Genomic DNA, 15,329 nt, shown 5'->3' on the forward strand with positions numbered 1-15,329 from the left:
TTCCGGCAGGGGTGGGAAAACTCTGCCCGACGGGCAGAGTGCCTGCCGGGGTACGGGGGTCCAGGCTTACGGTGGGGCCATGAGCACCTCGACCACTGAACCTGTCCGCGACTCTGAATCTGTCCGAGCCTCTGAACCGGCCCGCGGCTCCGGTGACGCTCCCGAGCTGACCTTCGACGTCCTCGTGATCGGCTGGGGCAAGGGCGGCAAGACCCTCGCAGCCACGCTCGGCGGGGCGGGGAAGCGTGTGGGCATGGTCGAGCAGTTCGACACCATGCACGGCGGCACCTGCATCAACATCGGCTGCGTGCCCACCAAGACCCTCGTCCACGACGCGGAGCAGCGCCGTGAGGACGACGACGCGCAGCAGTTCTGGGCCCGCGCCGTCGAGCGCCGCGACACCGTGGTGGGGAAGATGCGCGACGTCAACCACCACATGCTCGCCGACCTCGACGCCGTCACCCTGATCGACGGCCGCGCCCGCTTCACCGCCGAGCGCACCGTGCAGGTCACCGGCGGCGACGACGTGCTCACCGCCTCGGCCGACGTGGTCATCGTGAACACCGGTGCCACCCCGACCCGGCCGGACCTGCCCGGCATCGACTCCCCGCGGGTGCACGACTCCACGAGCGTGCAGCACGTGGACCCGCTGCCCGCCCGCCTCACCGTGATCGGCGCCGGCCCCATCGGCCTCGAGTTCGCCTCGATGTTCGCCGGGTACGGGGCCGACGTCACGCTCGTGAACCGTCGTGAGCGCCTGCTGCCCGACGAGGACGAGGACGTCGCCGCCGAGGTCACCAGCGTGCTCGAGGGCGACGGCATCCACGTGCTGCACGAGGCCTCGGCGGTACGGATCGAGGACGGCGCGGGCAGTGGGAACAGCACCGCGAGCGAGGACAGCTCTGCCAGCGGGAGCAGCTCCGCGAGTGAGAACAGCTCTGCCAGTGCGGTGGTCGTCTTGCGCGTCGGCTCCGAGGAGCGCCGGATCGAGGCCGACGCCATCCTGCTCGCCACCGGCAGGCGCCCCGCGACCGACGACCTCGGGCTCGAGCAGGCAGGGATCGACGTTGACGAGCGCGGCGCGATCGTGGTCGACGAGCATCTGCGCACGAGCGCCGAGAACGTGTACGCGATCGGCGACGTCCACGGCGGGTCTCAGCAGACCTACCTCTCCCTCGACGACTTCCGGATCGTGCTCTCCCAGCTGCAGGGAGACGGGGAGCGCACCACCACCGACCGGGTCGCCGTGCCCACCACCACCTTCCTCACCCCGCCGCTCGCGGCCGTCGGTCTCACCGCCGGCGAGGCGCTCGCCGCAGGACGCGACGTGCTCGTGGCCTCGCAGAAGACCGCGACGATCAAGGCGATGCCGCGCCCGAAGGCCGTCGGCGATCCGCGCGGGATCGTGAAGTTCGTGGTCGACGCCCGGACCGACGAGATCCTCGGCGCGAGGCTGTTCCACGTCGACGCGCAGGAGGTCATCAACCTCGTCGCGCTCGCGATGCGCACCGGCACCACCGCCACGCAGCTGAAGAACGGGATCTGGACCCACCCGGCCTCGACCGAGTCGCTGAACGAGACCCTCGGGAAGCTCGAGCCGCTCGAGGGCTGAGCCGTTCGGGGACTGAGCCACTCGAGGACTGAGCCGCTCGAGGGCTGAATCGCTCGAGGACCGAGCCGGGCCGGGGACTGAGCCGAGTCGGGGGAGCGCCGGGTCAGTCCCCGTCGGACGTGGTCTCGACCGCGGAGTCCTCGCCGGTCACGAACTCCGCGAGGTGCTGGGAGAGGGCGAGGCGGCTGGGTTCGTGGCAGTACATCATGTGCCCCGCCTCGTAGTACTCGATGCGGATCCGCTCGGCGTAGTCCTCCCGCGGGATCGCGAGCTGGGCGAGCACGTGCTCGCTCGCATGGAACGGGGTCGCGGCGTCGTGATAGCCGTGGGAGACCAGGACCGTCGTGTGCGGGGACTTCCGCAGGAGCCGGGAGAGATCCGAGGCGACCTCGACGGAGCGGTTCTCGAAGTCCTTGTAGCTCCACGGGTGCACCCGGCCGGACATGATCTCGTAGACCACGTCGCTGGAGAAGTCGAGCTCCGTGCGCAGGTACTGGTTGATCGTCGCGGTGTACGACGGGGCGAGCTGGTCGATCGACGGGTCCGTCTCCATCGTCGCCGCGTTGCCCGCTCCCGCGGGCGCCGTGAACCGCCCGTCGATGCGGCCGGTGACCAGGCCCTGGTCACGCAGCAGCTCGGCGAGGAACGCCAGGTGCTCGACGCGCAGGTTCGCCCGCTCCACCCATTCCGGGTCGATCCCGATGAGGGCGCCGATCCGGGCCGACGCCTCCTGGACCTGCTCCGACGAGAGCCGCAGGCCCGCGGCGAGCAGCGCCGGGTACTCCTGCTCCGCGAACGCCTCCGCCTCGTCGACCACGTCCTGCAGCAGGCGCCCCTCATGCTTGCCGTGGGCATGCGCGATCGCCGCATAGGTGGGCAGGTAGTGCACGTAGGGGCTGTCGTTGCCCGGGTCGAAGCTGATGGTGCCGAAGTCGAGCACGGGGGAGATCAGCACGACGCCCGCGACCGCCACGTAGTAGCGGTCCATGAGGTGAGCGGCGACGGCGGAGGCGCGGGTGGTGCCGTAGGACTCGCCGGCGAGGTGGATCGGGGAGGTCCAGCGCTGGTTGCGGGTCAGCCAGTCGATGACGAACGCGGCGATCAGGTCGCGGTCCGCCGTCAAGCCGTGATGACGGGCGGGCTTCGCGCCGGGAGCGGGCCGCGAGTAGCCCGTGGTCATCGCGTCGACCACGACGAGATCGGCGTGGCGCAGGATCGTCTCGTGGTTGTCCACCAGCTGGTGCGGGGGAGCGGCCGGGGAACCGGCATCCCCGGAGTCGACCCGGCGCGGGCCCAGCAGGCCCAGGTGCAGCCACACGGTCGACGCCCCGGGGCCGCCGTTGAACGCGAACATCACGGGCCGCTGCGGATCGTCGGTGCCCTGGGCGAGATAGGAGACGGAGAACAGCTCGGCGTAGGCGGCGCCGCGCCCGTACTCCTCACCCTCGGGCTCCTCCCGCAGCACCACGGTGCCGGCGGTCGCGGTGTAGTCCAGCGGCCCGTCCGGCAGGGTGAGCGAATGAAGCGTCGTGACGAGGTGGTCCTCGGGGGCAGGGCTCGCGGAGCTCCCGTCGGAGTCGACCTCGGGGGAGGGGGTCGTGGGCTGGGCGTTCACTCGTGCTCCTTCGTCGGGGACGGCATCGGCGTCGATGCTACGCGGGCGGTGCGGTCAGAGGTGCTCGGGTGGTGGCGCTCCGGCCGGTGCGGGGCAGATGTCGTCGGCCCTTCCGCCCGGCCGGGGAGCAGGAGGGGCCCTCCCGGACGGGCAGGACGCGCGAAACCCCCGATCCGTGCCATGAGCGGCACGTATCGAGGGAATCGGTGAGGGTCGAGCGGACCCGGCGAGGGTCGAGCGGTGCCGACCCTGTCAGCTCGTCGCTCAGTCGAGGGGCGCGATGTCGCGGGGCACTTCGGCGCCGTCCTCGTTCTCGCGGACGACCATGCGGATCGGGTCCAGCTTCGTCCAGACGACGAAGGCGATGGCCACGACGATCATGGCCAGGCCCGCCCACAGGTTGGCGTTCATCCCGCCGGTCTTCGCGGCCGCCGCGTCGTCGAACGCGAACAGACCCATCAGGGTCAACAGCACCCCGAAGAGGCCCAGCAGCGTGCCGATGAAGTTGCGGATGTCGAAGGCGCCGGCGGTCTGGACGTCCGCGCCCGCGGGTGCGGCGTCGGCCCCGAGCGGGGTGGCCGATGCGGGCTCGGTCCCGGTGGCCCGGCGCTTGCCGTGGCTCTGATCCTTGTGTGCACTCATGAGTGTTCTCCTCCGTCCGCGCTCAGGCGAAGACGATGTTCAGGATGACGACGAGGGCGAGGCCGATGCCCGCCATCGGGACGGGGCGGCGCCAGAACGGGAGGTTCTTCTCGTCGGCGTCGACCAGATCGGCCTTCGGGGTCTCGGAGTAGACGAGGCCCTTCAGCTCGTGCGCCGGCTTCGGGGCGGTGAACTGCGTGACCACCACGGAGACGATGATGTCGACCACGAAGGCGGTGGCCGCGCAGACGAAGGCGAGACCCTGGCCCGGCAGCTCGAAGATGCTGAAGAACGTCGAGCCGGCCCACAGGGCCACGGCGGAGAGCGTGCCGGCGACCAGACCGGCCCAGCCGGCGGTCGGGGACATCCGCTTCCAGAACATGCCCAGGATGAATGTCGCGAACAGCGGCGCGTTGAAGAACCCGAAGAGGGCCTGCAGGTAGTCCATCAGGTTCGAGAAGCTGCCGGCGATCAGCGCGGTGAAGATCGCGATGATGCAGGCGGCGAGCGTCGCGTAGCGCCCCACCTTGATGTAGTGCGCATCAGGCGCATCCTTCTTCACGTACTGCTCGTACAGGTCGTACGTGACCACGGTGTTGAAGGCCGAGATGTTCGCGGCCATTCCGGCCATGAACGCGGCCAGCAGACCGGCGATCGCGACGCCGAGCAGGCCGTTGGGGAGCACGTCGCGCATGAGCAGCAGCAGGGCGTCGTTGTAGGTGACGCCGGTGGCGGCGGCCCCGGCGGCATCGCCCGCGACGTCCAGCTGCTTGAACTCGGTCAGCTCCCCGACCAGCACCGCGGCGAGCATGCCGGGGATGATCACGATGAAGGGGATGAACATCTTGGGGAAGGCGCCGATGATCGGCGTCATCCGGGCGGCGGTGATGGACTTCGACGCCATCGCCCGCTGGACCTCCACGAAGTTCGTGGTCCAGTAGCCGAAGGAGAGCACGAAGCCGAGGCCGAAGACGATGCCGACGACGGAGAGGATCGGGCTGTCGAAGCCGGACAGCGCCTGACCGGGCCAGGAGTGCAGCTGCTCCTCGCCGAGCATGCCGTCACCGGCGATGCGCTCCTTCATGCCGTTCCAGCCGCCCACGCGGTGCAGGCCGATCAGCGTCAGCGGCAGCAGGGCCGCGACGATCACGAAGAACTGCAGCACCTCGTTGTAGATCGCGGCGGAGAGGCCGCCGACGGTGATGTAGAAGAGCACGAACGCGGCGGCGAGCACGAGGCCCACCCACATCGGCCAGCCCAGCAGACGGTTCACGATGATGGCCAGCAGCGACAGGTTCACGCCGGCGATGAGCAGCTGCGCGACGGCGAAGCTGATCGAGTTCACCAGGTGCGCGCCGGTGCCGAAGCGCATGCGCATGAACTCGGGGACCGAGCGCACCTTGGAGCCGTAGTAGAACGGCATCATCACGACGCCGAGGAACAGCATCGCGGGGATGGCGCCGACCCAGAAGTAGTGCATGGTCGGCATGCCGTACTGGGCGCCCGTGGCGGACATGCCCATGATCTCGACGGCGCCGAGGTTGGCGGAGATGAAGGCGAGGCCGGTGACCCAGGCAGGCAGGGAGCGGCCGGACAGGAAGAACTCGATGGAGTTCGAGACTCCGCGCTTGGCGTACCAGCCGACGCCGAGCACGAACACGAAGTACAACGCGATGATCGCGTAGTCGATCCACTGAGCATCCAGGCGGATGTCGACCATGAGGATGATCCTTGGTGAAGAAGGGGTGAGGAGGGGCCGCTGACGTGCGCCGAAGGGCACGAGGGCAGGGTGGCCGTGGCCACCGGGCGGTCACGCTACCACCGTGAAACTATTTCCCGACCGCCAGCAGAGCCCCCTGGGGCCGGACGACGCGCATATCACAATGTAGAGTTTTCCGAGGTTCGTTCACGAAGTTGCCGAAGATCGCGGATGTGATGTGACGCACCCGTAGGTCACGGTCCGAACCTGGGGGCCGGATCCGCCCCGGATCCGGTTATCGTGAACGTTCACCCTCGACGAGGAGGAAAGGAGCCCACCCTCATGAAGAGCTATACACGGCGCGCGGCGCTCGCCGCCTCAGGCGCCGTCGGAATGGGCGCTGCCCTAGCGGCCTGCGCCCCGCCGAACCCCGGCAACGTCAATGCTGAGGCGACCATCCCCCCATCCGACGGTCCCGTCACCGTCAGCTACTGGGCCTGGCTGAAGGACCTGCAGAAGGTCGCGGACGTCTACAACGCCAGCCAGGACAGGATCAAGGTCGAGACGACCTGGATCCCCGGCGGCAACTCGGGCGGCTATGCCAAGATCCTGTCCGCGGTCGCCGCGGGCGGCGGTCCCGATATCGCCCAGGTCGAGCTGCGGCAGGTCCCGGAGTTCGCCCTCGCCGGCGCCCTGGTCGACCTGACCCGCTACGACTTCGCCGAGCAGGCGGACGCCTTCGACCCCGGGGCGATCGCCCAGGTCAAGGTCGGCGACTCCTACTGGGCGGTCCCCCAGGACACCGGCCCGGTGGCCACCTTCTACAACCGTGAGGTTCTCGAAGGGGAGCTCGGGCTGCAGGTCCCGGCCACCTGGGACGAGTTCCGCGAGACCGCGGCCGCTGTCTCCGAGGCCGGCAAGATGCTCATCAGCCTCGACCCCTCCGATGGCTCCTATCCGATCGCGTGGGCGATGCAGTCCGGCGCGACCTGGTTCCGTCCCGAAGGGGACGGCTGGGTCATCGACATGGTCGGCGACGCCTCGATGAAGGTCGCGGAGTTCTGGGACGACATCCTGGACAAGAAGATCATCGGCGCCGGGTACGGCGCCTTCTCGACGCCGTGGTACGCCGCAGCCGGTGACGGCGACGTGCTCGCCTCCATCAGCGGTTCATGGTCGGATGCGCTGGTCGAGACGGTCCCCGGCGGGGCCGGCAAGTGGGCCGTGGCGCCCATGCCTCGCTGGGAGGACGGCTACGCCTCCGGCGGCCACGGCGGCTCATCGGCCGCGGTGCTGTCCACCAGCAAGCATCCCGTCGAGGCGCTCGAGTTCCTCACCTGGATGTGCACCGATCCGGCAGGGATCGACGCCATGATCGAGTTCTCCGGCATCGGCTGGTCGCCCGCCAAGGACTACATCGGCACGGTCCGTCAGCAGCCCTCGGAGTTCTTCTCCGGACAGAACTACAACGAGGAGGTCATCGTCCCGATGGCCGAGGGGCAGAACCTCGACTGGACCTGGGCGCCGATGATGCAGCGTGCACAGGCCATCATCGGTGACGGCTTCACCCAGGCCGTCGCCGGCGAGCAGACGCTCGTGGACATGCTCGAGAACTCGCAGAAGGAGATCATCACGATCATGCGGGACATGGGCTTGGATGCGGAGGAGGCACGATGAGAAGCAGGACAGCTCCGTGGGTGCTGCTGGCACCCTTCCTGATCGTGTTCATCGGCACGATGATCGTGCCGATCATCATGGCGATCGGCTACAGCTTCACCACCGTCACGCGCTCGGGTCTGCTCGGCGAGAAAGGGCTCACGAACTCCTTCGCGTGGTTCGACAACTATGTCGCCGCGCTCACCAACGCGAACTTCGTGGCATCCATCGGTCGCATGATCCTGTTCGGCATCGTGCAGGTGACGGTCATGATCATCGCTGCCACGGTCCTCGCGCTGCTGCTCGAGAGCGCCTCGGCGAAGTGGCCCGGCTTCTTTCGCGCCACCTACTTCCTGCCCTACGGCATCCCCGGTGTCATCGCCACGATCCTGTGGTCGTTCCTCTACATCCCGGGTCTGTCCCCGATCGTGGACGTCCTCGGGGCGGTGGGGATCGACATCGACTTCCTCGGCCCAAACATGGTGCTGTGGTCCATCGCGAACATCGTGACCTGGACGTACACGGGCTACAACATGCTCATCATCATCGCGCAGCTGAAAGCGATCCCCGGTGAGCTGTACGAGGCGGCGAAGCTCGACGGCGCCAGCTCGCTGCGTGTCGCGACCTCGATCCAGCTGCCGCTGATCCGCCCGGCCCTGATGCTCACGGTGATCTTCTCGATCATCGGCACCCTGCAGCTGTTCGCGGAGCCGAGGCTGCTGCAGACCATGAGTGCCGGGATCACCTCGGAGTACACCCCGAACATGTCCGCCTATGCCTTCGCGTTCCAGTACAACGACATCGGCATGGCCGCGGCGCAGTCCGTGATCATCGCGGTCGCCGCCTTCCTCCTCTCGGCCATCGCGCTGGGAGTCTCGAACTGGACGGAGAAGCGCCGATGAGCTCCACCGACAACGCCCCCGCCGGCAGCACCACCACCACTGCCAGGCGGAACAAGCCTCTGGGCAATGCCGCCAAGGCCGCCCGGGGTGACGGTCGCCTCGGGAATCGAAACGCAGGTCGTAAGCCGACTACGACGATCCTCGTCACCGCGATCCTCGCGATCGTCGCGCTCTACTTCCTCGTGCCGGTGTACTGGGTGGTCATCAATGCCACCAAGTCCACCGAGGACCTCTTCGGCACCAGCGGGTTCTGGTTCGGCGAGAGCTTCCAGCTGTGGGAGAACATCAAGGCGGTGCTGTCCTCCAACGGCGGCATCTTCCCGCGCTGGGGCCTGAACTCGCTGCTGTACTCCGGGGTCGGCTCCGTGCTGGCCACCTACTTCTCGGTCGCCGCCGGGTATGCCCTGGCCAAGTACCGCTTCCGGGGTCGGAAGCTCGTGTACGGGCTGGTCCTGGGCGGTGTGCTGGTTCCCGGCACCGCCGTGGCCCTGCCGCTGTTCTTCCTGTTCTCCTCGATCGGGATCACCAACACCTACTGGGCCGTGCTGATCCCGTCGCTGGTGAGCCCCTTCGGTCTGTTCCTGGCGTCGATCTACGCCGGCGCCGCGGTGCCGGACGAGCTGCTCGAGGCGGGCCGGATCGACGGCGTGGGAGAGCTGGGGCTGTTCCATCGCCTCGCGCTCCCGCAGCTCACCCCGGCGATCGTGACCATCCTGCTGTTCCAGTTCGTCGCGATCTGGAACAACTACATGCTCCCGCTGGTCATGCTGGCCGACGAGAAGCTGTATCCGATCACCCTGGGCCTGGACAACTGGCGGGCCCAGACAGATCGTCTGCCGGAGTTCTACCAGCTCACCACCACTGGCGCCCTGCTGTCGGTGATCCCGCTGGCGATCCTCATCCTGGTGCTGCAGCGCTTCTGGCGCGGCGGTCTCACCGAGGGCTCCATCAAGGGCTGACGCCCCACCGCCGGGTCCGGCCCCGTCCCTGCGTCACCGCGACGCGATTGTGCGCTGTGCTTCCTTGCCGGGAAGCGCAGCGCACAATCGCATTCGGGAGGCGTTCGGGAGAGGGGCGGGGTGTTCGGCGGTCCCTGATCGGGGCGAACGGTGCTGTTCCGTAGCCGGGGGTGCTTGCATCCGCGACGTCAGCCCTCTTCGATGGGACCCATGACCTCACTGACGTCCTGTCCCGTGCCGCGCCCCGGAATCCCCCGTCGGGCCGTGCTCGCAGCGGGGACGGCGCTCCCGCTGGCCACCATCGGCCTCGCGGCCTGCAGCGAGGGGGCCGGCCCCGGTGAGGCCGGGGAGCCGGATCTCGCCGCCGAGGTGCCGCGCGCCGATCCCGGCCCGGCCGAGGGCGCCGGCACCCTGACAGTCCCGTTCAGCGCCCGCCTGCTCGGGGCCGTGGACAGGTCCGCGGTGAACACCGTCTGCTCGCCGCTGTCCGCCCAGGTGGCGCTGACCATGGCCGGCCTCGGTGCGGCGGGGGATACCCGTGCTCAGATGGAGGAGGTGCTCGGCCGCAGCATCGACGAGCTCGCGGCCACCGCGAACACCCTGTCCAGCGTGCTCGCCGCCATCGGCGACGAGGAGCGCGAGAAGGCCGATGACGAGGAGCCCGAGCCGGCCGTCGCCGCGCTCGTCAACGGCACCTGGCTGCAGGAGGACCTCGCCGTCGAGCAGGAGTTCCTGGAAGGCCTGGCGACCCACTTCGGCAGCGGCGTCTACCAGGTCGACTTCACCGACGAGCGGAAGCGGGAGCAGGGACGCGGACGCGTCAACGATTGGGTCGCCGACGCCACGAACGACCTCATCGAGGACCTCATCCCCGAGGGTGCGCTCGACGCCTCGACCCGCCTGGTGCTGGTCAACGCCCTGCACCTCAAGGCCGCCTGGCCGCAGCCCCTGTCGTCGGCGGGAGGCACCTTCACCACCGGCGCGGGCGAGGAGGTGAGCGCGGAGATGCTCAGCGGCCCCACCTCGTCCTGGTACGAGGATGACCTGTGCCGCGCCACCGCGCTGGACACCGCCGGGAACGCCCTCGCGCTCGCCCTGGTGCAGCCGGCCGCGGACCTCGCGAGCGTCCTGGATACCTGGGTCGATGCCGCGGTGGATCCGGGGGCGGGCCTGGCCGCACTGCTCGACGGGCTCGAGCGAGGTGAGGCGACCACCGAGCTGACCTTCCCGGGCTTCGACATCGACGGGGATGCGTCGCTGATGGAGATCCTCCAGGGGCTCGGCATGACCGACGCCTTCACCGCCGCTGCCGATTTCTCCGGCATCACGACCCAGGAGGAGCTGGCCATCTCCGCGGTCCTGCAGAAGGCCGTCATCACGGTCGATGAGGGGGGCATGGAGGCGGCCGCCGCGACCGCGGTCGGCGCCGGAGCCGTGTCGGCACCGGCGGACGTGCACGAGCTGGTGCTGGATTCCCCGTTCCTGTTCGTCGCCTACGAGAGGACCACGCGGGCGCCGTTGGTGCTCGGCTGGATCGGGGACCCGACGCAGACCCGCTGACCGGGCCGCAGCCGGCGGCTCTCGGCGCCTCGCGCCCGTCGGCCGGGGCGCCTGATCGGCACGGACCCGTCGGCCACCGCAGCCGGTCGACGGCGGACGCTGCCCGGGATAAGGGCCGGCAGGATCACGATCGTCGTCTCGCATCGGGCATGGACCCTGCGCGGCATGGACGAGATCCTCGTGGTCGACGAGGGTCACGTGGTCGAGCGCGGACGCTACGACGAGCTGCTCGCCCGTGGCGGGCGCTTCACGGAGATCTTCTCCGAGCAGGCAGGGTGAGGGGGCGGAGGACGAGGTGGCGGCCGACGGGGGCATCCGGTGGAGACCCACCCGGCAGGGATCCTGCCGACTACCCTGGTCAGTAGGCATTCCGGAAAGTTCTCGCGATGGAGGAGACATGACCGTTTCACGCCCCTGGCCGCTCGGAGTCGATGGGATCATCTACGGCGGCGACTACAACCCGGAGCAGTGGCCCCGCGAGGTGCGCCTCGAGGACGTCGACCTCATGCGCGAGGCCGGCGTGAACCTGGTCAGCGTCGCGATCTTCGCCTGGGCCACGCTCGAGCCGCGCGAGGGCGAGTACGACTTCGCCTGGCTCGACGAGGTCATGGACGACCTCGCCGATGCCGGGATCAAGGTCGCCCTGGCCACTGCGACCGCCTCGCCGCCGCCGTGGCTCACCCGCACTCACCCCGAGCTCCTCCCGGTCACCGAGGGCGGCACCGTGCTGGGCCAGGGCGGGCGCCAGGCCTACGCGGTCTCCGCGCCCCTGTTTCGGGAGTACGCGCTGCGCATGACGAGGGTGATGGCCGAGCGCTATGGCGAGCATCCCGCGCTCGCGCTGTGGCACGTCGACAACGAGCTGGGCTGCCATGTCCCGCACGACTACTCCGACCATGCCGCGTTCGCGTTCCGGGGCTGGCTCGAGCGCCGGTACGAGACGATCGAGGCGCTCAACGACGCCTGGGGCACGGCGTTCTGGTCCCAGCGCTACGACTCCTTCGAGGAGATCCTGCCGCCGCGTGCCGCACCGACCTACGCGAACCCCACGCAGCAGCTCGACTTCGCCCGCTATTCCAGCGACGAGCTGCTGACCCACTACCGGGCCCTGCGCGACGTGCTGCGCGAGGTCACCCCGGGCATCCCGGCCACCACGAACTTCATGCTCTCCAGCGCCACGAAGTGGATGGACTACTACTCCTGGGCGGGCGACGTCGACCTGGTCGCCAACGACCACTACCTGATCGCTGCCCAGGAGCGCGGCCAGATCGAGCTGGCGATGGCCGCGGACCTCACTCGCGGCGTGGCCGGCGGCGACCCCTGGATCCTCATGGAGCACTCCACGTCGGCCGTGAACTGGCAGCCGCGCAACCGCGCCAAGGGGCGCGGGGAGATGCTGCGCAACTCGCTCTCGCACGTCGCGCGCGGGGCGGACGGGATCATGTTCTTCCAGTGGCGCCAGTCCCGGGCCGGTGCCGAGAAGTTCCACTCCGCGATGGTTCCCCACGGCGGCCAGGACACCGACGTCTGGCGGAACACGGTGGCTCTGGGACGGGCGCTCGAAGCTCTCGCCCCCGTGCACGGCAGCCGCGTGCTGAACCGGGTCGCGATCGTCGTGGACTACCCCTCCTGGTGGGCCAGCGAGCTGGACTCCCATCCCACCCAGGCGCTGCGCTACAACGAGGAGCTGCTGCGCTGGTACACCGCGCTGTGGGACCTCGGCGTCGGCGTGGACATGGTGCCCACCGGGATCGATCTCACCGGCTACGAGCTGGTCATCGCCCCCACCCTGTACTCGGTGCACGAGGAGGACGCCGACCGCTTGGCCGACGCCGCCCGCGCCGGCACCCAGGTGGTCATCACCTTCTTCTCCGGCATCGTCGACGAGAACGACCACGTGCACCTCGGCGGCTACCCCGGGGCATTCCGTGACCTGCTGGGGGTCCGCACCGAGGAGTTCTACCCGCTGCAGGCCGGGGAGATCCTCCATCTCGACGACGGGACCGACGCGGACCTGTGGAGCGAGAAGACGCATCTCGAGGGCGCTGAGGTGGTGCGCAGCTGGGCCGACGGTCCGCTGCGCGGCTGGCCCGCCGTGACCCGGCACGGGGTCGGGGCGGACGACGGCGCGGCCTGGTACGTGGCGGCCCGTCCTTCGGCGGAGGGGCTCGAGACCCTCGTGGCGGAGATCGTCGCCGCCGCGGGTGTGGAGCCCTCGGTGTCGGGCCTGCACCGCGACGTGGAGGCCGTGCGGCGCTTCGCCGAGGACGGCACCACCTACCTGTTCGTGCTCAACCACTCCGACCGGGACCAGGTGGTGCAGGTCAGCGGGCGCGAGCTGCTCACCGGCACCGACGCCGGCGGCGCCTTCACCGTCCACGCAGGCTCCGCCGCAGTGATCCAGGAGCGCTGAGGATCCAGGAGAGCTGACGAACCCGGGCGCTGACACCCGGCGGACGGTGCGCGTCGGACGCGGGGTTCCTGCGACACTGGACGTAAGACGTTTCACCGAGAGGACGACCACCGATGACCGCCCTGCTGCAACCCACGCCCGACGGATTCCTCCGCGCCGGCGAACCCCACCTCGTGATCTCCGGAGCGATCCACTACTTCCGGGTCCACCCCGACCAGTGGCGCGATCGCCTGCGCCGCCTGGTCGCGATGGGGTGCAACACGGTGGAGACCTATGTGGCCTGGAACGTGCACCAGCCCTCGGCGGACGTCGTGGACTTCGAGGGGATCGCGGACCTCGGACGCTTCCTGGACATCGCCGGCGAGGAGGGCCTGGATGCGATCGTGCGCCCCGGCCCCTACATCTGCGCCGAATGGGAGAACGGCGGCTTCCCCGGCTGGATCCTCGCCGACCGCAATCTGCGCCTGCGCAACCGCAACGCCCCCTATCTCGCACTCGTCGACGCCTGGTTCGACCAGCTCATCCCCGTGATCGCGCAGCGCCAGGCGAGCCGCGGCGGCAACGTCGTGATGGTCCAGGTGGAAAACGAGTACGGCAGCTTCGGGGACGACACGGCCTACCTCGCCCACCTGCGGGACGGTCTGCTCGCCCGCGGGATCGACGAGCTGCTGGTGACCTCCGACGGGCCGGCCCGCATGTGGCTGACCGGCGGGACCGTCGAGGGGGCGCTCGGCACCGTGAACTTCGGCTCGCGCGCGCTCGAGGTGCTCACGATGGCGCAGGAGGAGCTGCCTTCGCAGCCGCAGATGTGCATGGAGTTCTGGAACGGCTGGTTCGACCACTGGGGCGAGGAGCATCACGAGCGGACCGGGGGTGATGCCGCCGGCGAGCTCACCGACATGCTCGAGCACGGCATGAGCGTCAACTTCTACATGGCGCACGGCGGCACCAACTTCGGGCTGCGCGCCGGCGCCAACTATGACGAGGCGCTCCAGCCCACCACCACGAGCTACGACTACGACGCCCCGATCGCGGAGAACGGCGAGCTCACCGAGAAGTTCCGCGCGTTCCGTGAGGTCATCGCCCGCCATGTCGAGCTGCCGCCGCTCGAGGAGCACCTGGCCCGGCTCGGGCTCGACGCAGTCCCCGCCCGCCTGCGAGCGACGGAGGTGCCGATCGAGAAGGTCGTCGCCCTGCGCGGCACCGAGCGCTTCTCGCGCGTCGCGGATGTGCACCCCACCCCGCCCTCCTTCGAGGATCTCGGCCTCGAGCGCGGCCTGCTGCGGCTGAGCCGCGACATCGAGATCGCCGCCTCCGTGCGCGAGGGGCGCACTGTCATCTCCCCGCTGAAGCTCTACGACCTGCACGACCGCGCATGGATCTACGTCGACGGGATCTACGTCGGCGCGACCGGCGTGATGGGCGACGAGGCACGGGACACCGATCCCGCCACGGTCGAGCTGAGCCCTTTCGCCGATCGCCTCCTGCCCGACGGCGGGCGCCGCACCGTGCGCCTCGAGATCCTGGTCGAGAACCTCGGGCGCGTGAACTTCGGCCCGCGGCTGGGGGAGCGCAAAGGCATCCTCGGCGGTGTCTGGCAGACCATCCGCTTCCTCAACGACTGGGAGGCCGACGCCTGGCCGCTCGAGGAGATGGGCGCCGAGCTCGCGCAGCTGGCGGCCGGGTCCGAGGCGGTCGGCGCGATGGGGGCCGACGGCGCAGCACGGGCTGACGACGTCTCCGAGGCTGGCACCTCCACCGTGCTCGACGACGCCCTGCCCGTGCTGGTCAGTGCATCCTTCGAGGCCGATGGTGCGGCGGATGCCTTCCTGGACGTCTCCGCAGCCGGGCACGGCGTCGCCTACGTCAACGGCTTCTGCGTGGGCCGCTACTGGAACATCGGCCCGCAGCAGACCCTCTACGTGCCCGCACCGCTGGTGCGCGCCGGCCGCAACGAGGTGCTGCTGCTCGATCTCGAGAAGCAGCCCACGCGCCTCGCCCTCGCGGAGGGGCACGTCTTCGGTCGCGCCGACGGCTGAGGTTCCGGTGGGTGCCGCCGCGGTGCTGGCGGCCAGGGTCCCGGCGCGAGCAGTCGTGACGGCGACGCTTCCCGCCATCTGAGTCGTCGCGGGCCCGTCGGCCCGAGCAGCCCGGTCGCCCCACAGGGGAGATCGGGCCGATCGGCGTCGGCCCCGATCTGCGGCGATGCTCCAGGCCAGATCACGAAAGGGTGACGGATCGGCGGTTCTCCGGTCCGCTGTTGACGATGTC

At 69.6% G+C, this 15,329-nt stretch carries 10 protein-coding genes; 7 read left to right on the forward strand and 3 right to left on the reverse strand.

The features are described from left to right. Positions 1-79 precede the first annotated feature (79 nt). Positions 80-1,612, forward strand: a complete 1,533-nt coding sequence (locus ABD093_RS11740) for an FAD-dependent oxidoreductase (RefSeq protein WP_193116603.1) — start codon at positions 80-82, stop codon at positions 1,610-1,612. A 103-nt stretch (positions 1,613-1,715) separates the two neighbouring features. Here the strand turns inward: ABD093_RS11740 and ABD093_RS11745 are convergent, their stop codons facing one another. The 3 genes from ABD093_RS11745 to ABD093_RS11755 all read right to left on the reverse strand — a co-directional run bounded on the left by ABD093_RS11745 (position 1,716) and on the right by ABD093_RS11755 (position 5,589). Further along, a complete protein-coding gene (locus ABD093_RS11745; RefSeq protein WP_343924630.1) occupies positions 1,716-3,227 on the reverse strand; it encodes a S10 family peptidase in 1,512 nt (503 codons plus the stop codon). A 264-nt stretch (positions 3,228-3,491) separates the two neighbouring features. After that, positions 3,492-3,869 (reverse strand): hypothetical protein, encoded by a 378-nt coding sequence (locus ABD093_RS11750; protein ID WP_226849755.1) that lies wholly within the window; start codon positions 3,867-3,869, stop codon positions 3,492-3,494. Positions 3,870-3,891: 22 nt separating this feature from the next. Next, positions 3,892-5,589, reverse strand: coding sequence for a sodium:solute symporter family protein (locus tag ABD093_RS11755; protein ID WP_193116605.1), 1,698 nt, complete (start codon positions 5,587-5,589; stop codon positions 3,892-3,894). Positions 5,590-5,910: 321 nt separating this feature from the next. On the opposite strand from ABD093_RS11755, the gene ABD093_RS11760 reads away from it, so the two are divergent. From ABD093_RS11760 to ABD093_RS11785, 6 genes are all read left to right on the forward strand, one after another. After that, positions 5,911-7,245 carry an ABC transporter substrate-binding protein gene (locus tag ABD093_RS11760; protein ID WP_193116606.1) on the forward strand — a complete coding sequence of 445 codons (1,335 nt, stop codon included), beginning with the start codon at positions 5,911-5,913 and terminating at the stop codon, positions 7,243-7,245. Next, positions 7,242-8,126: a carbohydrate ABC transporter permease gene (locus ABD093_RS11765; protein ID WP_193116607.1), complete on the forward strand. Its 885-nt coding sequence runs from the start codon at positions 7,242-7,244 to the stop codon at positions 8,124-8,126. Before ABD093_RS11760 ends, ABD093_RS11765 begins: the two co-directional genes overlap by 4 nt. Next, positions 8,123-9,085: a carbohydrate ABC transporter permease gene (locus ABD093_RS11770; protein WP_193116608.1), complete on the forward strand. Its 963-nt coding sequence runs from the start codon at positions 8,123-8,125 to the stop codon at positions 9,083-9,085. Before ABD093_RS11765 ends, ABD093_RS11770 begins: the two co-directional genes overlap by 4 nt. Before the next feature lie 210 nt (positions 9,086-9,295). Next, positions 9,296-10,645 carry a serpin family protein gene (locus ABD093_RS11775; RefSeq protein WP_193116609.1) on the forward strand — a complete coding sequence of 450 codons (1,350 nt, stop codon included), beginning with the start codon at positions 9,296-9,298 and terminating at the stop codon, positions 10,643-10,645. 397 nt (positions 10,646-11,042) lie between these two features. After that, positions 11,043-13,058, forward strand: coding sequence for a beta-galactosidase (locus ABD093_RS11780; RefSeq protein ID WP_193116610.1), 2,016 nt, complete (start codon positions 11,043-11,045; stop codon positions 13,056-13,058). A gap of 113 nt (positions 13,059-13,171) precedes the next feature. Further along, complete coding sequence (locus ABD093_RS11785; protein WP_193116611.1) at positions 13,172-15,097, forward strand: glycoside hydrolase family 35 protein; 1,926 nt, start codon at positions 13,172-13,174, stop codon at positions 15,095-15,097. Positions 15,098-15,329: the final 232 nt, after the last annotated feature.

It is taken from the genome of Brachybacterium tyrofermentans, from assembly GCF_039526165.1.
GTDB classification, from domain to species: domain Bacteria; phylum Actinomycetota; class Actinomycetes; order Actinomycetales; family Dermabacteraceae; genus Brachybacterium; species Brachybacterium tyrofermentans.

Coding starts and splice junctions, on each gene's coding strand:
- ABD093_RS11760 (WP_193116606.1), top strand. CDS start 5,911: ATGAAGAGCTATACACGGCGCGCGGCGCTCGCCGCCTCAGGCGCCGTC.
- ABD093_RS11765 (WP_193116607.1), top strand. CDS start 7,242: ATGAGAAGCAGGACAGCTCCGTGGGTGCTGCTGGCACCCTTCCTGATC.
- ABD093_RS11775 (WP_193116609.1), top strand. CDS start 9,296: ATGACCTCACTGACGTCCTGTCCCGTGCCGCGCCCCGGAATCCCCCGT.
- ABD093_RS11755 (WP_193116605.1), bottom strand. CDS start 5,589: ATGGTCGACATCCGCCTGGATGCTCAGTGGATCGACTACGCGATCATC.
- ABD093_RS11780 (WP_193116610.1), top strand. CDS start 11,043: ATGACCGTTTCACGCCCCTGGCCGCTCGGAGTCGATGGGATCATCTAC.
- ABD093_RS11740 (WP_193116603.1), top strand. CDS start 80: ATGAGCACCTCGACCACTGAACCTGTCCGCGACTCTGAATCTGTCCGA.
- ABD093_RS11770 (WP_193116608.1), top strand. CDS start 8,123: ATGAGCTCCACCGACAACGCCCCCGCCGGCAGCACCACCACCACTGCC.
- ABD093_RS11785 (WP_193116611.1), top strand. CDS start 13,172: ATGACCGCCCTGCTGCAACCCACGCCCGACGGATTCCTCCGCGCCGGC.
- ABD093_RS11750 (WP_226849755.1), bottom strand. CDS start 3,869: ATGAGTGCACACAAGGATCAGAGCCACGGCAAGCGCCGGGCCACCGGG.